Consider the following 19,673-nt stretch of genomic DNA (forward strand, 5'->3'; position numbering starts at 1 on the left):
TTAAACTTAACTTGTGCTTGGGGCTGCGTTATCTTTAAACTTCTTTACATAAGGTAAGGCAACAGCTTAGCCGTCTACCTATAATGAAAGAAAGCCCCAGCGTGATGGGCATGTCGTGATAACAGGGGGCAAGGGATGTTGCTAAAGAAAGAATGTGGTCGTCAGCTGTCTGCGCTGAGTTTATGCCTGGCAGTGATGTTTGCTCCGCTGTTAACCGCCCAGGCCGACGAGCCTGAAATTGTGCCGACTGACAGCTCGGCAACGACAGGCGCGCAGCCAACGTCGTTGTCCCAGCCGCTGGAGCAGTCTCCGGCGACGGCTATCATGGCCGGAATTAAACCGCTGCCGGAAGGCATCGACGCGGAATCGCTCAGCCAGCAGCTGCAGTCGGAGCTGCCGTCAGGCTACACGCCTGTCTATATCAACCAGCTCACGCTCCTCTATGCTGCCCGCGATATGAAACCGATGTGGGAAAATCGCGATGCCGTGCGCGCCTTCCAGCAGCAGCTGGCAGAGGTTGCGATTGCAGGGTTTCAGCCGCAGTTTACAAAGTGGGTTGAGCTGTTAACCGATCCTGCCGTCACCGGGCAGGCGCGGGACGTGGTGCTTTCCGATGCCATGATGGGCTACCTGCAGTTCGTGGCGGGTATTCCGGTCAACGGCAACCGTTGGCTGTACAGCGATAAGCCGTACAAGCTGGCGACGCCGGCGCTGTCGGTGATTAACCAGTGGCAGCTCGCGCTGGACAATGGCGAACTGCCGCGCTTTATTGCCAGCCTGGCACCGGCGCATCCACACTATGCCACTCTGCACCAGTCGCTCCTCACGCTGGTGGGGGACACGCGTCCATGGCCGCAGATGCGCGGCACCGCGACGCTGCGTCCGGGGCAGTGGAGCAGCGATGTTCCTGCCCTGCGCGAGATCCTGACGCGTTCTGGTCTTCTTGACGGCGGGCCAAAGATTGTTCTCCCGGGTGACGATCCACAAAACGTCGCCGTCAGCCCGTCAGCGCCAGTTAAAGAGAAGAAAGCCGTTGCCCTGAGCAACAAACCCGCTGCTTACGATCGCGAGCTGGTTGCGGCCGTTAAACAGTTCCAGGCCGCTCAGGGGCTGGGGGCCGATGGCGTCATTGGCCAGACGACGCGCGACTGGCTGAACGTATCGCCTGCGCAGCGGGCAGGGGTGCTGGCGCTCAATATCCAGCGTTTGCGCTTGCTGCCGGGAACGCTCTCTACCGGAATTATGGTTAACATCCCGGCGTATTCCCTGGTCTATTACCAGAACGGCAGCGAAGTGCTGGCGTCCCGCGTGATTGTCGGGCGTCCGGATCGTAAAACACCGATGATGAGCAGCGCGCTGAATAACGTGGTGGTTAACCCGCCGTGGAACGTACCGCCGACGCTGGCGCGTAAAGACATTCTGCCGAAAGTCTGGAACGATCCGGGTTATCTGGAGCGTCATGGCTACACGGTGATGCGTGGATGGAACAGTAAAGAGGCCATCGATCCTTATATGGTCGACTGGTCGACCATCACAGCGTCGAATCTGCCGTTCCGCTTCCAGCAGGCTCCCGGAGCGCATAACTCTTTAGGGCGCTACAAATTCAACATGCCGAGTTCAGAAGCGATCTATCTGCACGATACGCCGAACCACAATCTGTTCCAGAAAGATACGCGCGCGCTGAGTTCTGGCTGTGTGCGCGTGAACAAAGCTTCAGAGCTGGCCAATATGCTGTTGCAGGATGCGGGCTGGAACGATACGCGTATCTCGGATGCCCTGAAGCAGGGGGATACGCGTTACGTGAATATTCGCCACAATATTCCGGTCAATCTTTACTATCTGACGGCATTTGTGGGTGAGGACGGGCGTACCCAGTATCGTACAGATATTTACAATTATGATCTCACCGCGCGATCCGGCGCACAAATTTTGCCAAAAGCGGAACAATTAATCAGGTAAATGAAGCAGTTCGGGAAAAATGATTGTCGTAAGTTAGGGTGAATAGGGGGCAATATCGCTGTAAGCCGCGTATTCACTGGGGTTGGGCGCCTTGACGTACCTGGTTTTGCCAGTTAAGGTGCCCTTCGTGCGCTAAGCATATTACGATTTCTTTTACCTGTAGACCTGATTATCATGGACAAATTTGACGCTAATCGCCGCAAACTGCTGGCGTTAGGTGGTGTTGCGCTTGGCGCAGCGGCCATCTTGCCGACGCCAGCATTTGCCACCCTCTCGACACCTCGTCCGCGAGTTTTAACGCTCAACAACCTGCATACCGGTGAGTCGCTAAAAGCGGAGTTTTTCGATGGCAGAGGCTATATTCAGGATGAATTAGCAAGACTTAACCATTTTTTCCGTGATTTCCGCGCGAATAAAATAAAAGCCATCGATCCAGGACTGTTTGATCAGATTTTCCGCCTTCAGGGCCTGCTGGGCACCAGCAGGCCGGTGCAGCTCATTTCTGGCTATCGTTCGATTGATACCAATAATGAACTGCGCGCCCACAGTCGCGGGGTAGCCAAAAAAAGCTATCACACGAAGGGACAGGCAATGGATTTCCATATTGAAGGCGTTTCGTTAGCCAATATTCGCAAAGCCGCGTTATCTATGCGCGCAGGTGGTGTAGGATATTACCCCAGCAGCAACTTTGTGCATATTGATACCGGTCCGGTTCGGCACTGGTAATAACGAAACACAGGAGCAGTATGAACTATCGTATTATTCCGGTTACCGCGTTCTCCCAGAATTGTTCATTGATCTGGTGCGAACAGACTAAACTGGCCGCGCTTGTCGATCCCGGCGGTGACGCTGAGAAAATCAAGCAGGAAGTCGCCGACAGCGGCGTGACGCTCATGCAGATTTTACTGACGCACGGTCACCTCGACCATGTGGGTGCAGCGGCTGAACTCGCTAAACACTACGGTGTGCCGATCGTCGGTCCGGAAAAAGAAGATGAGTTCTGGCTGCAGGGGTTACCCGCCCAAAGCCGCATGTTTGGCCTTGATGAGTGTCAGCCCCTGACGCCCGATCGCTGGCTGAACGAAGGAGAGCGCGTTAACGTAGGGAATGTGACTTTACAGGTGTTGCATTGTCCTGGGCATACGCCAGGCCATATCGTCTTCTTTGATGACCAGTCCCGTTTGCTGATTTCCGGCGATGTGATCTTCAAAGGTGGCGTAGGACGCAGCGATTTTCCGCGCGGCGATCACGGGCAGCTGATTCAGTCGATTAAGCAAAAGTTATTGCCGCTGGGCGATGACGTTACGTTTATCCCTGGACACGGTCCGATGTCGACGCTGGGCTACGAACGGCTCCATAATCCGTTCCTTCAGGATGAGATGCCTGTCTGGTAACCAGAATAAAAAAAGCCTGCATAACGCAGGCTTTTTTATGGACGCAAATTACAGTACGGCGACAATCGCTTCGCACAGTGGCGCCATGTTGTCAGGCGTCATGCCAGCAACGTTCACGCGGCCAGAGGCCACGGCGTACACGCCAAACTCTTCACGCAGACGCAGAACCTGCTCTTTGGTCAGGCCGCTGAACGAGAACATGCCGTTCTGTTTGATAATAAAGCTGAAGTCGCGGTCCGCGCCTTTCTCAACCAGTGTGTTCACAAACAGCAGGCGCATGCGCTGAATACGTTGACGCATATCGTTCAGCTCTTGTTCCCAGATAGCGCGCAGCGCATCGTTGCTCAGGATAGTGGCAACAACAGACGCACCGTGTGCCGGTGGGTTAGAGTAGTTAGCGCGGATAACCGATTTCATCTGGCTGAACGCACGATCGACGGTCTCTTCGTTAGCGGCAACCAGCGTACAGGCACCCACGCGCTCATTGTACAGACCGAAGTTCTTGGAATACGAGCTTGCGACAATCAGCTCCTGGTGAACGGCTGCGAACGCACGCAGGCCTTCGGCATCTTCTTCCAGACCACGGGCAAAGCCCTGGTAGGCAAAGTCAAACAGCGGCAGCCAGCCTTTTTCAACGGACAGCTTCGCCAGGTGTTGCCACTGCTCAAGCGTCGGATCGATACCGGTTGGGTTGTGGCAGCAGCCGTGGAACAGAACCACGTCACCTGCCTGCGCTTCGCTCAGGCTCGCCAGCAGGCCGTCAAAGTCGAGAGAGTGGTTTGCCGCGTCGTAGTATGCATATTCACGCACTTCCAGACCCGCAGAGTTAAACACGCTCTTGTGGTTCGGCCAGCTTGGGTTGCTCACCCATACGCGCTTAACAGAGGTGTTTTTCGCAAGGAAATCCGCCGCTACGCGCAGCGCACCGGTACCGCCTGGGGTCTGTGCTGTACGGGCACGTTTGTCACTCACAATTGCGCTGCCTTTACCGAACAGCAGCTCCTGGGTGCAGCGACCAAACTCAGGGATACCATCAATACCGAGGTAGTTTTTGGTGGTTTCGTTTTCCAGCAGATACTGCTCAGCTTTCTTAACGCTGGTCAGTACCGGAGTTTTGCCGGTTTCATCTTTATATACACCAATACCCAGGTTGATTTTGCCAGGGCGGTCGTCGGCACGAAACAGATCGGCCAGGCCCAGAATAGGGTCGGCAGGAGCGGCGGTAATGTTCTCAAACATGACGAAGTTCCATTGTGATTACAGAAGTGAAATCCGCTATCAGGTTAACGGTAGATTTACAAAATGCCAACCGTTTGCGACGAAAAGCGTGCGGCTTTTCAAAAGTCGCCATTATTTTCTGTCACGCATAAAAAAACAGGGCCGAAGCCCTGTTCATTAAGCATATAACAAAGTGGTGTACTGATTAGAACTGGTAGGTTACGCCAACGGTAGCCTGGTTGTCAGAGCCAACCCAGCTGGTGGACGCATCTTTGTCGTCCAACAGGTTGAAGCGGTAGTCACCGTACACGTTGAAGTTCTTGTTGAAGTAGTAAGTCGCACCAGTGGTGATGTATTTCGCCAGGTCACGGTCGCCGATGCCGTTCAGGTCTTTACCTTTGGACTGAACGTAAGAAACGGAAGGACGCAGGCCGAAGTCGAACTGGTACTGAGCGATAACTTCAAAGTTCTGGGTCTTGTTAGCGATGTTATAAACATTACCATCATCATTCGGAACATAGTTTTCGCCGCTGTTACCCAGGCGGCTCATGTTGCGAGTCTCTGCATAAACGGTCGCCAGGTAGATGTTGTTCGCGTCGTATTTCGCGCCAACAGCCCAGGATTCAGCTTTATCGCCTTTACCATCTTTTTTCTGCTCAAGCGTACGGTTAGCGGTACTGTAGGCACCGATCAGACCGAAGCCTTCACCGAACTCGTAACCCAGGGACAGGCCAACACCGTCGCCGTTTGCTTCATTCAGGTTTTTACGATCGTTTTTACCCTGGTATTGAACGCCAAAGTTCAGACCATCAACCAGACCGAAGAAGTTGTTGTTACGGTAGGTCAGCAGGCCAGTAGAACGGCTGGTCATGTAGTTATCAACATAGCCGCCACCCCAGGTTTCGCCAGAGAAGGACGGAGCCATATCGGTGTAGGATTCTACGTCGTAAACGATACCGTAGTTACGACCGTAGTCCAGAGAACCCGCGTCAGCGATTTTCAGGCCAGCGAAAGCCAGACGAGTTACGTTAGTCTGATCGCCTTCAGCTGCACCGGCGCGTGCACGGTATTCCCACTGACCGTAACCGGTCAGCTGGTCGTTGATCTGAGTTTCGCCTTTGAAGCCGATCTGGCCGTAAGAGGAGTCAGCGTTTTTGTGTACGCCAGAAGTGGTGAAGCCGTGTTCGCCCACAACTTTACCGTAGAAGTCCAGTTTGTTGCCGTTCTTGTTATAGATTTCTGCAGCGTTAGCTGCACCGGCTACCAGCAGGGCAGGGATTACCACTGCCAGAATATTGCGCTTCATCATTATTTATTACCCTCATTGGTTTTTTTATGACACTCGCCACTGCCGTCAATAAATTCTGTCAATAAATATTTCCGGAACTATTGATGAGAGTTTGGTGTCTTTATGTATCTGACAGGCATCTTTCCATTCGGCGAAGCGTTTCGCTAGCCTGAAAGTGCTACAATTCTCAAGATTAAGTAACCGAAAGAAAATATGTGTAACCAAATATGTATTTTTCGGAACTTTGTGAACCATCTCAAACTTCAGAACACCCTGGCGAATTAAACAGCAAATCCTATCCTATATATATGAATTCCTTATGATTAATTGAGATAAAGGCGATTCATATAAACAGACGCTAAACGGCTCGTTTTTTCTTATGACTGTGAAAGGCCTTCCGGATGGCTGTAAAAGTGGTTGAAATTTGTGCTATCGCTTGAGGGTGTAATAATCGCAATAAGAATGGGGTTTATTTTTTGTGGCTGGATATTTCGCGGAAACAAAACGTAACAGGTAGTGGTTGTGACGGGGGGAAGGTTTAAAGACGCTGACTTTGCGCTGACGAAAACTGACAATACAGAATAAAATAATGGCCAGCATCTGCTGGCCATTTCAGTCTTTTACCGATTAGAAGCTGGCGTTACGTGGAGTTCGTGGGAACGGGATCACGTCTCGTACGTTCTGAACACCGGTAACGTAGGCAATCAGACGCTCGAAGCCCAGACCAAAACCGGCGTGCGGTACGGTACCGTAACGGCGCAGATCGCGGTACCAGCTGTAGTCAGCGGGGTTGAGGCCCATCTCTTCCATACGCGCGTCCAGCACGTCAAGACGTTCTTCACGCTGAGAGCCACCGATGATTTCACCAATGCCCGGCGCCAGTACGTCCATCGCTGCCACGGTTTTACCGTCTTCGTTAAGGCGCATATAGAAGGCCTTAATGTCTTTCGGGTAGTTTTTAACGACAACCGGCGCTTTGAAATGCTTCTCGGCCAGATAGCGTTCGTGCTCAGACGCCAGGTCAACGCCCCAGTAAACCGGGTTCTCGAACGTCTCACCGCATTTCTCGAGGATCGCCACCGCGTCGGTATAGTCCACCTGCGCAAAGTCGGCAGAGACAAAACGCTCCAGACGCGCTACAGCATCGCTGTCTACGCGTTCTGCGAAGAATTTCATGTCGTCAGGACGCTCTTCCAGCACCGCTTTGAAGACATACTTCAGCATGGCTTCAGCCAGACCCGCAACATCGTCGAGGTTGGCGAAGGCCACTTCAGGCTCCAGCATCCAGAATTCCGCCAGGTGACGGCTGGTGTTGGAGTTTTCGGCGCGGAAGGTTGGGCCAAAGGTGTAGATCTTAGACAGCGCGCAGGCGTACGTTTCGCCGTTGAGCTGACCAGATACCGTCAGGAAGGCTTCTTTACCAAAGAAGTCTTTGTCATAGTCCACTTTACCTTCAGGCGTGCGCGGCAGGTTTTCCATGTCCAGCGTCGAAACGCGGAACATCTCACCGGCACCTTCCGTATCGGACGCGGTGATCAGCGGGGTAGACACCCAGAAGTAACCCTGCTCATCGAAGAAACGATGCAGCGCCTGCGCCAGCGTATGACGCACGCGCGCCACCGCACCAATCAGGTTGGTACGCGGACGCAGGTGGGCGACTTCACGCAGATATTCGATGCTGTGGCGTTTTGCCGCCATCGGATAGGTGTCCGGATCTTCAACCCAGCCGGTGACTTCAATGGCAGAGGCCTGAATTTCGAAGCTCTGGCCCTGACCTGGTGAAGCCACAACCACGCCGGTAACAATGACGGAGCAACCCGTTGTCAGTCGCAGAACGTCATCATTGTAATTGGGCAGAGAATTATTAATGACGGCCTGTACAGGATCAAAGCAGGAACCGTCATAGACGGCGAGGAAGGAGATGCCAGCTTTAGAATCTCGGCGGGTACGCACCCATCCGCGCACGGTGACTTCCTGGTCAACGGCGACACGGCCCTGGAGTACGTCGGCTACAGGCACAACGCTCATAATATTCTCTCTGTTAATAGTCGGAAAAAATAAACACTTGTCCACCCTTATGGGGGGATATCTATGTTACCTGCCATCCGCTATCAGACAAGTAAATTTCGCAGTCAAAAGAGAAGAATTGAGAAATAAATAAGAAGAAGGGAGCCATAAAGGCTCCCGTAAGCGCTTAACTGGCTTTTTTGATCAAGGGGAGATCGAACGCTTTGCGCAATGCGCGGACAAACGCTTTGTCATGGCAGATGGTTTTACCCGGGCTGTCGGAGAGTTTCGCCACCGGCTTGCCGTTACATTCCACCAGTTTGATGACGATATTCAGAGGTTTTACCTGAGGTATATCGCAGGTCAGACGGGTACCAATCCCGAAGCTCAGGTTCACACGGGTGTTGAAATGACGATAGAGGTCGAGCGCTTTCGCCAGGTCGAGATTATCCGAGAAGACCAGCACCTTGCTCATCGGGTCAATGCCGAGTTTCTCGTAATGGGCAATGGCTTTCTCGCCCCATTCAACCGGATCCCCGGAGTCGTGCCGTAATCCCTGGTAACGTTCAGCGAACTCGGGACCAAAGTCGCGCAAGAAAGCATCCATCGTAATACAGTCGGTGAGGGCAATTCCGAGCTGATTCGGGTACTCTTCAAGCCATGCGGCCAGTGCCGCGCGCTGGCTGTTAGCCAGATCGGGGCTGATCTGCTGATGCGCCTGGAACCACTCGTGTGCCTGGGTACCCATTGGCGTCAGGCTGAGGCGTCGTGCCAAATCGTAGTTGCTGGTGCCCACGAACCACGGCTCCTGCTGCAGACGTTTAACGATGGCCTCCTGAACGTCACGCGAGAAACGGCGACGCGTGCCAAAGTCCATCAGGCGGAAGCGGGACAAGTCCAGCCCTTCGGTCAGCGTGGAGAAGGCTGCGAGTTTATTTTCCAGCGCGGCGACCGCCTGCTCGACGCCTTTTTCCGGCGAACGGTAGCGGTGAGCCAGTTCACTGATCACCGCCAGAAGCGGCACTTCCCACATGATCACTTCCCGCCACGGACCTTCAAGGCGAATATCCAGCTTGCCATTATCGTTAACCACGCTGACCTGCTCCGGCTTATAGCGGAAATCGCGCAGCCAGTTCAGGTAGTCGGCTTTGAAGAAAGGCAGGCCAGAAAGCCACTGATATTCCTCGTCCTGCAGCGTCAGATGCTGCATAGCATCGACCTGTTCACGAATGGCGTCTGCGTAGATACCGAGCAAGTCGTCACCACGACAGCGGAATTCCGCCGCGACGTGAACGTCATAGTAATGGTGGAAAACGGCTTGCTGCATATGCAGTTTATACGCGTCGGTATCCAGCAACGTATGGAGAACTGGAGAAGCGAATTGAGTCATAGGTGCGCAGTAGCATCCTCTCACAGGAGCGTTTAGTACAATAAACAACTCCGGAGTATACCTTGTTTAGTGATTTATTGAACCCCGATCACAACATAAGCGCGTTTTATGGTCGAGGGCATTTTGTGCCCCGTGTTATACAAATGTAGCAACAGGGCTGCTAACCACTTGAATTTAGGGTTTTCTACTGCGCTACTACCATGCTTTGGGGCAGTGATGGGGCAATGTGTGAAAGTGCCTTGTTGAGCAGAGTAACCTGTTCGCCGCTCTTCTCTGACATCCACTTTCCATACACCTTGTAAACCATCTGTGCATCTGTATGCCCCATTTGGGTTGCTATAAAGTTTGGGTTCGCCCCGGCTGACAATGACCAGCACGCATAGGTATGCCGTGACTGATACGCGTTGCGGTACCGTATACCGGCGCGCTTGATTATCGGGCCCCAAATTTTATTAATCGAATTAACCGCGTAATGATATCCTCTTCGTGACCCACGCTTGACGCATTGAGGGCTGAAAACGAAAGTGCATGGATGTATGACTGACTGGCCATATTCACGCAAATTCACTTCAACCTCATGCTGCCGGCCAAGGCGCGTCAGTTGGGCCTGATTCCTGAGGGCATCAATAGCTGGTTGTATGAGATAAATCACCCTGTCAGTGCCTGCCTCGGTTTTTGGCAGGGTGAACTCATACGTTTGGGTAAGGTTACGCTTAACCGTAATAGTTCCCGCAGTGAGATCGATGTCTTCCCATGCAAGACCACATAATTCCCCATGCCTCATTCCGGTATAAACGGCGACGGTCCAGAGATTTCGCATCTGCTGGTGGCCGCATGCCTGAATGAACCTGATGAACTCGTCTGTCGTGAGTGGATCTGGTTCGTCTTTTGCCTTCCTGAGACGGTTAATTCCGCTAAACGGGTTTTCCTTTGCGTAGCCGTTATCAGCTCCAAACTGGAAGATCTCGGCCATCAGCATCATGTAATTATTCACCGTGGAAGACTTCCGGCCTTTTACCTGTGTCCGGTGATCCTTCTTCATTACATGGAAGCCCGTCAGCAACTCCTTCCTGACATACAGCAAATCTTCAGTGGTAACCGCAGAAACCATTTTATTTTCGCCGATGCGCGGAAGCATGTTTTTTATGATGGATTCGTACCTACTCATGGTGTTAGAGCTGATCTCCATTCTCTTCAGCTCTGACCATCTTTCGGTAAGCTCCAGCACAGTAATTTCCTTTCTATCCTGACCGAACCGGGCAAGGTTCGGTGAGTTTGGGAATTTTTCTGCATAGTTAAAATTCCCCATCCTTATCGCAAAACAAACCGAAGAACGCAGTTCACCAGCTATCTTGCGATTTTTTGCAGTGTCAGGGACACCGAGGTTTTCCCTGACACGTTTACCTTTATACAGAAACCAGATGCGGAGCGAACCGCCGTGGTTTTCGACGCCTGTCGGGTATGATGCATTAGCCATTGATCCCTCCTGACGTCCAGGAGCGTGGACGAGTGTACTGCTTTTCATGCTGTCTTCGCACCTGGTTGATTTTTTTTCTGCGCCTCGATCCACTGATCAACGGCTTTCCTGTTGTACATGCATTCGCTCGAAGGCTTGGGATTACCATCTGGTGAAATGTGCAGGTACTCGCGGCCCAGCATCCAGGATTCTTTTCTGGCGCGGGTGATGGTTCCGGGCTTGAGCCCGGTAACCGCAATCAGAACCTTTTCGCTAACCCAGTCATTCGGCACCAGAAGAACGATTTCAGCACTGGTTTGCATGGATCTCCTCCATTTTCTCTTTAGCCAGACGCACGCAACGCGCAAAAGAGGAGGGCGTTATAATTTCGCGCAGAGCCTGAACCAGGAATTCGTTGTGCTGCTGGTGCAGCTCCAGGTTGCGTTCTTTTTCCTCATGACGCAGGACTGCCAGACGGGCTGTGATGATTCGACGCTTCCCTTTGATCAGCCGCAGCGCGTTCTCTGCCTTTTTGCGCCATGTACTCCAGTCACTGCTGCTGTTCGATTTCGCCAGCTGCTCTTCAATACTGAGCTGTGCTTCTTCTGCGTTAACAAGCTGCTTCAGGCAATCGCTGATAGTGTTCAGGTTGTCTGTCTCCACGAAGAATTTGTGCATTCTTAACCCTCCCACCCAATCGCCTGGAACAGGCCCATTTTAGGGTGATACCAGCGGGTGCCGCGCGGTTCAGCTTCTGACATCATCTGGCGAAATGCGGCCATAAACGGCTCCAGTTCGACAATAGCCCTACGTGACAACAGCCCGTCTGGAGTCATAAATTCGTGCGTGTCTGTCGGGATGCGGTAGGCATTGACCAAATTCCGGCACTTGGCGTCACTCATTCCGCTTTTGGCTACCACCTGGCGGTAACCGACATATCCGGCGCGCATTGTCCCGCGTTTGATGTTCTCCACAGCTTCTGTGACCGTTTCGATCTGCTCTTCAACATGATTAAGGCGCTTCTGCTGGCGAACGGCGTCGGCGGCCATTGCAGCGATCATCTCGATTTCCGTCAGCGGTGCGCGAGTGCGGAAATAGCTGTTAACCAGTTCGCGCTGAACCAGCCAGGCAAGATCATCGTTAAATGGCTTCGTCAACATCAGATAGCCTGATTCGAAAAGCACAATCCCTGACGGTGCAAATTTAGAGAATGTACCTTCCGGGAGGTCCGTACGTATTACGTCCGCACCTAATTCGGCATAATCCACACCGTTGATGAAATGCTCACGGTTTCGGTTGAATGCTGCACGAGCGGTTCCTTCCGGTCGCTGGTGGACTTCATCAATCATCGCCAGCGTCACAACGCGCTGACCGCGATATTCGACTGCCGGCAGCTGTTTGTTATTGATCGTTACAGTGTTCACTTTCGTCCTCCTCAGTGTATAACCGGCATGTCAGGCATACCTTCTTTCTGAATCTGTTCAATGAAGCTGTCATGCAGGAGATTAAAACCTTCCCGCCCCATTTTTGAGAGTCGAAGCCCGTTCTCAGCGTCCGTATCTAACATGTCCCGGTACATGCGCAGCGCCATCTGCTGGCCGAGTTCCTGACCGTATTTCTCAATAGCTAACCCTTCCACATGGCTTGAGAGTGCGAACCGCTCTGGCGCAGGATAAACACTGATTGAACCGTGCTTTCCGGAGTAGATAACTGCGGTGTCAAACCCTCCAGAATCGTTGGCAACCTCAACTGTGCCGTTCTTTGCCTGCTCCTCGGTAATGAAGACGGCAACAAGCATCCAGCGCCAAATGATGATTTCGCTCTCGATGCCCGGGGTAAACCAGCCGCTTTCAATCGCTTCCATGATGCAAGCCAGCAGATCTAATCCATCCGGAATTCGTTTGTCATAGTTGCCATTGTCGAGCTGGCGAACCGCGACGGAATAACCAATGACGCGGTTACCAAAACGGATGCCTGTTGATGTCGGCTCCGGAGTAAAGGCTGAATTAACCATCACTGAACTCCTTTCGGCTTGATGGCCTGCAGTGCATCAACCTCTTTAACGAATCGGTCATGCATCGCGTCCCATTTCTCACACCATTTCTCCATTTCTCGCTTGCGCGCCAGGATGCGACGCAGACGGCGAACACAACGCTGGTGTGCCATGAAATACTCGGTGGTTACGCCGCCACGCTGCCAACAATTCAGCTCTGGATTGAGTGGGTGGACTGCCTGCACATCCGGGTGACGCTGCTCGAAGCCGGAGCGATAAAATGCTTCTGAAGTCATAAAGAACGCCAGATAGCGGATCGCCGTATCTCGCGTGAAGCATTTTTTTATACGTCCGTGGCGTACTGCTACGAACAGTGGGCCAACAGGCGTATCGTGTTTCTGTAATGCCAGGTCAATCATGCTCACGGTGCGTTTATCGTTCATTTCCGATCCTTAACTTTGCTGTAACGTTCGTGACTCATTACTTCCCAGTTCTTTCCGCCATCGCGGGAGAGTAGTCGCCAGCGATGATTAACCTTGAGGCTCAAATTCCCGGAGCCGTGCATACGGCAGGGATGGATGCGCCTTGCCCTGAACTGGCTTAAAACGTGTGCCGCTTTGAGGTGAACCCACTCAGGAATTCGTATCGCTGTCAGCGCCATCAGATCCGGGCCTCCACTTTTTGTTTTTTGACGAACTCAACCAGCTCAGAAATGAGCTCGTCGATTAATTCCTTTCCGCTATCTGTGAGAAATTCACCGCTGCCATTAACATCAACAGCGCTGCTGTAAATTCCCTTGATAGCTTTTAGGCCTTCGACATTCCCGTACTCACTAATCGCGAGCCTTTCGAATTTTCGTAATAATCCATCGAGAAGAATCTCTGTTAACTCGACCGTGTTAATACCGCCTTTATTAAGATTTATAACAATGCAGTTACTGCCTGTTTTACGCTGGTGGCGTAATAACGCTGCTTTTAAAATTCGGCGGCGATATGTCTCGATTAATTTATCCATTGCGCTGCTCCTCCTCCAAACCCATAACTATTTCCTCTTCTTTTTCGGTCCAGTCATGAATATCAGCGGCTAGGTCATAAACAAGAGCGCAAATTGCTTTAAGTTGGAAGTGATCGAGCTTGTCGTGATATTCAAATAATGTTTGCGATAGACCAGACAGTTGCTCAGCTTTGATATTCACACTCTGAATATCTTGTCTTTTTAAGACGATCATAATTACCGTCCATATGCTTTTTTAAGATAAAGACGAGCGATTACCTCGTAACCGCTGGCCGCATAAAGGCATGCTGTTCTATATGCCGATTTATCAATGATGAAAGTCATACGAAGCGCCTCACAGCCAAAGAAGCGACTACCCGACCGTGAATACGCATGTCTTTTTGCTCACCCGAGTTAAGCGTGAAAGTTTGGTAGTGGAGATTGTCAGAAATAATCTTTAATGCCCCGTCCGGTAAGGGTTCAATTCGCTTGATGAAAAGAAAAACATCTCCCGTAAAAACATAGATGCCGGGGGTAAGAACGCGGCCTCCACAATCAACGAAAGCTACAACCTCACAGGGTTCGATAGTCGGCTGCATTGAATCACCTTCCATCCGGCAGCTTTGTACGCGGTTGCCAAAGTCATTGATGTTGTCAGATCCGAACAGCATTTGAGGCGTTTTAACTGGCTGATTAACTGCGACGGAATTTTGCATTTTCATTTCCTAAGGGTGAGTTTGTCCCCACCAAGAAAGGTGTTAATTAAATAATGTTAATTAATTTTAAATTTTGTCGGCTTGCTTGCAGATGGTTTCTTGCAAGTCGTCTAATTTTTCATAAACGATAGTTAGTGTACCGATAGCCGACAATTCCGGAGGCATGCAATCCATAGCGTTAGATAAAGCCATTCTGCAATTGCCAATATCAGCAGACCATGAGTTAAGTTGATTGGACGTTATAATACTTGTTGGTTCTGTAAATTCACCGCACTGCTCGTTTCCTGAAATGAGCCACAGAACATCAGAATGAAGAATGTTAGCCAATTGGATTAACTGGTCAGCAAACGGAACAGTTTTTTCCGTTTCCCAGTTGTTAATGGTTTCGGTTGTTAAACCAAGATGATCAGCCAAAAAATCCTGAGAGAGTCGAAGCGAAGATCTTTGATTTAATATTCTTTTGCCGATGGTTTTGGCTACGGTGATTTGAGTATTCATTTCATTGGTTCCATTGTTTGCCGATGAATGAACTTTATCTCAAAGATAAATTTTGGTAAATATCTTTTTGATAAATTATGATAAATTAATAGTTATGCCTTTGATATATATGGTAAATTATTTTGTGCAGGGCATAAAAAAACCAGCCGAAGCTGGTTTTTTATATGTATGAGTCTCAACCCAAACGGTTGTATGACATTTGCCATCTACCGACAACTAAGCCCTGAATGTGAAACTCGCTTTGATCAGTTTCAGATACAAACCATTTTTCGTAAGTTGAATTATCGCTGATGACTACCAGCTTGTCCTTAAGCAGCTGTAAGCGTTTGATATGAAAGTTGTCACCATAAACGAACGCATAAATCCCATCACCTATCAACCGGTTTACCGTAACGTCTATAACGACAAGATCCCCAGGGAAAATAGTCCCGAGCATGCTATCTCCGACAACCGTGCAGATTTTCAGGGAGGTAGGGCTACGCCCACCAAACATCCTTTTAGCTTCCTCTGGATCAAGTTCAATCGATTTAACTATTTCAGGATAGTCCATGTTCATCCTGCCACTTCCGCAACTGAACTCAGTGTCCATCACCTCAATTCGGTATTGTTGCTGATTTTTTGTCAGTGGATTTATGAAAAAGTTAGGCTTGGTACCAGATGCATCAACATCTGCTCTCTTTGAATCCATCCAGCCATGGGGCAGGCCCATACTTGACTCAATTCTCCTAGCTATTATGTCGCCAATGTTACGAGAGGCGTTAGAGCCAGATAACTGACTCAGTTGAGAAGGGGGTATACCAATTTTTTCAGCAATTTGTGCCTTGGTATAACCTTCCACGATGTACTCACCAATCAACCTGTTTAGGTTCTGGCGTCGAATGTTTTTTATGTCCATGACCAAATACTCCCACTTTTTAGCAATATGATAAATACCCAATTTGATAAATTTATCTTGCCTCATAGTTATCGTAAAGATAAACTTTACCAAAATGATAAATTGAGGTGTGGGTATGGAAAACGAACTTCTTTCCTGGCGTCGTGCTTCCACTAAAGAAGAGTGGCACGCTTTGGCAGTTAAGAGCGGTACATCAACAGGATATTTGAATCTTATTGCCTACGGATACAGAAATGCGTCACCAAAACTTGCAACTTCTATTGAAGCAGCAAGTAGAACTTTTGTGGGTAAAAAAACCCTCAAGCGAGAAATGCTTGTTTTCCCACATCCGGGCAATGAGGTGTGACATGTCACTGCATGCTGGAGGAATCATGAATCACTCTGACTTCGTACGTAAACATTCATTCGATAACCCACTTCAGCGGTTGGTCATGCTTCGCATTTTGATGGGCGGATCTATGGATGGAGAAGGGGAGCGAGTAATCGATCATCAGGTACTGTACGAATTCTGTTGCTGTTCAAAGCAGGCAATGTTTAAGGCGATCAAGGCCCTTGAACGTGCAGGTTTCCTGAAAGTGAGAAAAATTGGTGCTCTCGATACCGGGCTTGCAGTTCGTGTTGAGCCAGCTCGCGGCTACACAATCACGCCAGTTCAGGAGTTTGTATGAGTAGCAAAATTCTCGGTAACGTCTGGGACGCGTGCGCCGCGCATGACATTAAGGGAGCCAAACTTGTGATTATGGCACGCCTGGCTGACTACTCGAATGATGATGGTGTCTGCTATCCGAGTGTTGAAACTATTTGCCGCCAGCTGGGGCTCGGGGAAAGCACGGTCAGGACCGCCATTGCAGAACTGGAGTCTTCCGGTTGGCTGCGTCGTGAATCACGCCGTAAAGGTAATCGCAACACGTCCAATCTTTATCATTTGAATGCCGAGCGTCTCGAGGCTCTGGCACGCATTGAGAAGGATAAAGTGGCAGCGCTGAAACAGCAGCGCAGGACTAACGGGTTTCACCCGTCAGAATCTGACCCTTCAAAATCTGAACCGTCAGATTCTGGATGTTCAAACGGTTTTCACCCGTCAGATTCTGACAAAAATGGCGTTTTCACCCGTCAGAATCTGACCCCAGATCCACAAGTAAATTCAAAACAAGAATCACAAGTAAATTCAAAACAAGAATCACAAGAGCTTGGCGTGTGTAGCAAAGCCTATTCTGAAAATCGCTCTTCCAAAGAGAACTATTCCAACGAGTTCGAGCAGGCCTGGCAGGCATACCCTAAACGTGCTGGCGGTAATTCTAAAGCTGCTGCCTGGAAAGCCTGGAAAGCTCGAATCAAAGACGGTGTTACCACTGTGGCAATGCTGGCTGGCGTAGATCGCTACGCGGCATATGTCCGCGCAACCGGTAGCGCCGGAACGCAGTACGTGAAACAGGCGGCGACGTTCTTTGGTCCCGATCGGCATTTCGATGAGTCATGGCAGGCGCCTGCAGTTGCGGTAAGCGGTCGATCTGGGGGACTGCCGGTTTCGGGGTTTAGTGAACAAGACTATGGCCAATCAGACTGCAACTGGTAAGCAGGAGGAATCACAATGCTGAGTATTAAACAACGCGAAGAAAGGGAAGCCCTGGTGGCAAAGCGCGAAGGGCTTCGTGAAGAACTGGCGTTTGCTGTGGAACATAAAAAACCGTGGCAGTGGGGAAGCTGGGAATCGGGCGAAGTCCACGCTGCCGCTTGTGAAAAACATGGTGGTTATCAGCGCATTTCCCTCACTGGGAAAGCCTATCGTGGCGTTGAAAATGTTAAGCACTCCCAGTGCCCGGAGTGTGTGAAAGCGGAACTCGCTGGCATTGAATCCAGTCTGCGTACATTGCGAGTAGCCGACCTGATAGACAATGCCGGGATCGCACGACGGTTCGAAGCATGTGAATTCGATAACTACCAGGTCATCAATCAGGATGCCTCCAAAAATCTCGCGGCTTGTCAGCGTTATGCCACCAGCTGGCCTGAACGCCTTAAAGCTGGAACTGGGCTCGTTATGACAGGAAATTGTGGTACCGGCAAAAACCACCTGGCAGTGTCTATGGCGAAAAGCATCATCCGCGATCATCTCGCTAAAGTGGAAATCACTGATGTTATGCGGCTAACCCGAGCGGTGAAAAGCACGTGGCGCCACAATGCTGAAATGACGGAGGAAGATGTCATTGAGCGCTTTGCTTCACTGGATCTGCTGATTATCGACGAAGTGGGCGTTCAGTTCGGCAGCCCGACTGAAATGACCATCCTGCAGGAAATTATCAATGCCCGGTACGAAAGCATTTTGCCAACAATCCTGATCAGCAATCTCACATTTGACCAGCTGAAAGAGACAATTGGAGAGCGAATCGTGGACCGGGTTACCGATGGTGGCCGCAACCGTCTGGCATTTGGCTGGGGAAGTTTCCGTGCCATCGCGTCAGGAGTTGTAGCATGACTCCTGTCTGGAAAAATGAAGATCTGGAAGGTGCGGTGATCGGCGCAATTTTTCTGCGTGGAGCCGACCCTGAGGTACTGGATATTCTTTCCAGGGTGCCGGCCACCGCTTTCTCGGTACCGCAGTATCGGGAAATATATACTGGGATCTGCCGTCAGGCGCGTGGAGCTGGCGTTATTGACCCTGTACTGCTCTGCGAAAACATGCCAAAGCACAGCGCAATCATTATGGATTCGAGCCGTATCGCATGGGCCAAGTCGGCGCTTGTGTCATACGTTGCCACGCTTGAGCGTAATGCAGCTGTTCGTGATGCCGAAGCTGTGATTGAAAGGGCGCTGGCTGATCTCCGGAGTGCTCACAATGGTGATGCGGCTTTATCGGCATTCAGGGCTGCACAGAACAGCATTGCCGCAATTTCTCTCGAAGAAAAGACCGTTCAGCCAGTTCATATCGACGACATTCTTCCTGCCGTAGTGGATCGGGTAGATGCACGCAACCGTGGACTTGAAGAAGCCAGAAGCCTCATGACAGGTATCGAAGAGCTGGACGCAAAGACTGGCGGCATTGAACCAACAGACTTGGTGTTTATCGCTGCGCGGCCGTCGATAGGTAAAACTGAATTGGCGCTGGATATCATCGACAAGGTTTCTGAGCAGGGCCGTGGTGTGCTGTTCTTCAGCATGGAAATGCCTAATATCCAGATCGGAGAGCGAATGGTATCTGCTGCCGGCGGCATGTCGGTTTCACGCCTGAAAAAGGCTGCTGATTTTGATGATGAGGACTGGGCCAGGCTGACAAACGGTGTAGAACGGCTGACTGGTCGTAGCATCTGGATGGTTGATTCCACCGATCTGACAGTAGATCAGATTCAACAGATAGCTACCCGCCTACAGCTGGCGCATCCGGAAATAGCGCTGGTGGTCGTGGATTACCTGGCACTCATCAAAATTGAAAGCACTGCACGATATGACCTTGCCGTCGGTGAGGTGTCAAAAGGACTCAAGCGTCTGGCTAAATCCAATAAAACTCCGGTCCTTGCCCTGAGCCAGCTTTCTCGTGGCGTTGAGTCGAGACCCAACAAACGACCGATGAACTCAGACCTCAAAAACTCGGGTGAGATTGAGGCTGATGCTGATCTGATCATGATGCTATACCGCGATGAAGTTTATAACCCTGAGTCGCCAGCGAAGGGGATCGCGGAAATTAACGTGACCAAACAGCGCAACGGTGAATTGGGTACGATCTACCGTCGATTCTATAACGGGCACTTCATGCCAATTGACCAGGAGTTAGCAAAGCAGCGTTCGGCGCCACAGCAGAAAGCTCAGACTAGACGTTACTCAAAAGAAAGGCATTCCAGCAATGCAGACTATTAAAAACATCAAAGCAACGA

General features: G+C 50.9%; 23 protein-coding genes. 8 read left to right on the top strand and 15 right to left on the bottom strand.

Translation table 11 applies throughout. The features are described from left to right. The first annotated feature begins 135 nt into the window (after positions 1 to 135). From ldtD to LBF07_RS18780, 3 genes are all read left to right on the top strand, one after another. Positions 136 to 1,959 (top strand): L,D-transpeptidase, encoded by a 1,824-nt coding sequence (gene ldtD, locus LBF07_RS18770; RefSeq protein WP_033145103.1) that lies wholly within the window; start codon positions 136 to 138, stop codon positions 1,957 to 1,959. A gap of 174 nt (positions 1,960 to 2,133) precedes the next feature. Then, positions 2,134 to 2,685, top strand: a complete 552-nt coding sequence (locus tag LBF07_RS18775; RefSeq protein ID WP_033145104.1) for a YcbK family protein — start codon at positions 2,134 to 2,136, stop codon at positions 2,683 to 2,685. Positions 2,686 to 2,705: 20 nt separating this feature from the next. Continuing rightward, a complete protein-coding gene (locus LBF07_RS18780) occupies positions 2,706 to 3,353 on the top strand; it encodes an MBL fold metallo-hydrolase (protein ID WP_033145105.1) in 648 nt (215 codons plus the stop codon). A 48-nt stretch (positions 3,354 to 3,401) separates the two neighbouring features. Here LBF07_RS18780 and aspC read toward each other — a convergent pair whose 3' ends face one another. The 15 genes from aspC to LBF07_RS18860 all read right to left on the bottom strand — a co-directional run bounded on the left by aspC (position 3,402) and on the right by LBF07_RS18860 (position 15,873). After that, positions 3,402 to 4,592: an aspartate transaminase gene (gene aspC / locus LBF07_RS18785; protein ID WP_069303891.1), complete on the bottom strand. Its 1,191-nt coding sequence runs from the start codon at positions 4,590 to 4,592 to the stop codon at positions 3,402 to 3,404. A 184-nt stretch (positions 4,593 to 4,776) separates the two neighbouring features. Then, positions 4,777 to 5,880 (bottom strand): porin, encoded by a 1,104-nt coding sequence (locus tag LBF07_RS18790; protein ID WP_047651295.1) that lies wholly within the window; start codon positions 5,878 to 5,880, stop codon positions 4,777 to 4,779. A gap of 606 nt (positions 5,881 to 6,486) precedes the next feature. Continuing rightward, positions 6,487 to 7,887, bottom strand: a complete 1,401-nt coding sequence (gene asnS, locus LBF07_RS18795) for an asparagine--tRNA ligase (protein ID WP_048976866.1) — start codon at positions 7,885 to 7,887, stop codon at positions 6,487 to 6,489. 166 nt (positions 7,888 to 8,053) lie between these two features. Further along, complete coding sequence (pncB, locus tag LBF07_RS18800; RefSeq protein ID WP_094935417.1) at positions 8,054 to 9,256, bottom strand: nicotinate phosphoribosyltransferase; 1,203 nt, start codon at positions 9,254 to 9,256, stop codon at positions 8,054 to 8,056. Positions 9,257 to 9,440: 184 nt separating this feature from the next. Next, positions 9,441 to 10,733: a site-specific integrase gene (locus LBF07_RS18805; protein ID WP_127851174.1), complete on the bottom strand. Its 1,293-nt coding sequence runs from the start codon at positions 10,731 to 10,733 to the stop codon at positions 9,441 to 9,443. Positions 10,734 to 10,777: 44 nt separating this feature from the next. Further along, positions 10,778 to 11,035, bottom strand: coding sequence for an excisionase family protein (locus LBF07_RS18810; RefSeq protein ID WP_013097283.1), 258 nt, complete (start codon positions 11,033 to 11,035; stop codon positions 10,778 to 10,780). Then, positions 11,019 to 11,390: a hypothetical protein gene (locus tag LBF07_RS18815; RefSeq protein WP_224435049.1), complete on the bottom strand. Its 372-nt coding sequence runs from the start codon at positions 11,388 to 11,390 to the stop codon at positions 11,019 to 11,021. The genes LBF07_RS18810 and LBF07_RS18815 overlap by 17 nt, the downstream gene beginning before the upstream one ends. Before the next feature lie 2 nt (positions 11,391 to 11,392). Further along, positions 11,393 to 12,136, bottom strand: a complete 744-nt coding sequence (locus LBF07_RS18820) for an ORF6N domain-containing protein (protein WP_094935419.1) — start codon at positions 12,134 to 12,136, stop codon at positions 11,393 to 11,395. An 11-nt stretch (positions 12,137 to 12,147) separates the two neighbouring features. Beyond that, positions 12,148 to 12,726, bottom strand: a complete 579-nt coding sequence (locus LBF07_RS18825) for a hypothetical protein (RefSeq protein WP_094935420.1) — start codon at positions 12,724 to 12,726, stop codon at positions 12,148 to 12,150. Beyond that, complete coding sequence (locus LBF07_RS18830; RefSeq protein WP_206462033.1) at positions 12,726 to 13,148, bottom strand: hypothetical protein; 423 nt, start codon at positions 13,146 to 13,148, stop codon at positions 12,726 to 12,728. The genes LBF07_RS18825 and LBF07_RS18830 overlap by 1 nt, the downstream gene beginning before the upstream one ends. 217 nt (positions 13,149 to 13,365) lie before the next feature. After that, positions 13,366 to 13,719: a hypothetical protein gene (locus tag LBF07_RS18840; protein WP_206462034.1), complete on the bottom strand. Its 354-nt coding sequence runs from the start codon at positions 13,717 to 13,719 to the stop codon at positions 13,366 to 13,368. Continuing rightward, the gene (locus LBF07_RS18845; RefSeq protein ID WP_033146318.1) at positions 13,712 to 13,933 is read right to left on the bottom strand and encodes a hypothetical protein; all 222 of its coding nucleotides are present in this window, start codon (positions 13,931 to 13,933) and stop codon (positions 13,712 to 13,714) included. Before LBF07_RS18845 ends, LBF07_RS18840 begins: the two co-directional genes overlap by 8 nt. Before the next feature lie 106 nt (positions 13,934 to 14,039). Next, on the bottom strand, positions 14,040 to 14,414 hold the full coding sequence (locus LBF07_RS18850) for a S24 family peptidase (protein ID WP_206462035.1): 375 nt from the start codon (positions 14,412 to 14,414) through the stop codon (positions 14,040 to 14,042). Positions 14,415 to 14,480: 66 nt separating this feature from the next. Further along, positions 14,481 to 14,912, bottom strand: a complete 432-nt coding sequence (locus LBF07_RS18855; protein ID WP_006811077.1) for a helix-turn-helix domain-containing protein — start codon at positions 14,910 to 14,912, stop codon at positions 14,481 to 14,483. A 175-nt stretch (positions 14,913 to 15,087) separates the two neighbouring features. Continuing rightward, entirely contained in the window at positions 15,088 to 15,873 is a 786-nt protein-coding gene (locus LBF07_RS18860) for a helix-turn-helix transcriptional regulator (protein WP_102135191.1), read from the bottom strand. Between the two features lie 49 nt (positions 15,874 to 15,922). Here LBF07_RS18860 and LBF07_RS18865 point away from each other — a divergent pair, with 49 nt between their 5' ends. Genes LBF07_RS18865 through LBF07_RS18885 form a run of 5 tightly spaced genes read left to right on the top strand, consistent with a single transcriptional unit; the run spans position 15,923 to position 19,656 of the window. Then, positions 15,923 to 16,153, top strand: a complete 231-nt coding sequence (locus tag LBF07_RS18865) for a transcriptional regulator (RefSeq protein WP_113787975.1) — start codon at positions 15,923 to 15,925, stop codon at positions 16,151 to 16,153. Positions 16,154 to 16,178: 25 nt separating this feature from the next. After that, complete coding sequence (locus LBF07_RS18870) at positions 16,179 to 16,475, top strand: transcriptional regulator (protein WP_113787974.1); 297 nt, start codon at positions 16,179 to 16,181, stop codon at positions 16,473 to 16,475. Continuing rightward, positions 16,472 to 17,383, top strand: a complete 912-nt coding sequence (locus LBF07_RS18875) for a helix-turn-helix domain-containing protein (protein ID WP_113787973.1) — start codon at positions 16,472 to 16,474, stop codon at positions 17,381 to 17,383. The genes LBF07_RS18870 and LBF07_RS18875 overlap by 4 nt, the downstream gene beginning before the upstream one ends. 15 nt (positions 17,384 to 17,398) lie before the next feature. Continuing rightward, on the top strand, positions 17,399 to 18,280 hold the full coding sequence (locus tag LBF07_RS18880) for an ATP-binding protein (RefSeq protein WP_113787972.1): 882 nt from the start codon (positions 17,399 to 17,401) through the stop codon (positions 18,278 to 18,280). Next, positions 18,277 to 19,656, top strand: a complete 1,380-nt coding sequence (locus tag LBF07_RS18885) for a replicative DNA helicase (RefSeq protein ID WP_206462037.1) — start codon at positions 18,277 to 18,279, stop codon at positions 19,654 to 19,656. The genes LBF07_RS18880 and LBF07_RS18885 overlap by 4 nt, the downstream gene beginning before the upstream one ends. Positions 19,657 to 19,673 lie beyond the last annotated feature (17 nt).

It is taken from the genome of Enterobacter cloacae complex sp. ECL352, from assembly GCF_020149545.1.
Taxonomy (GTDB): Bacteria; Pseudomonadota; Gammaproteobacteria; order Enterobacterales; family Enterobacteriaceae; genus Enterobacter; species Enterobacter asburiae_B.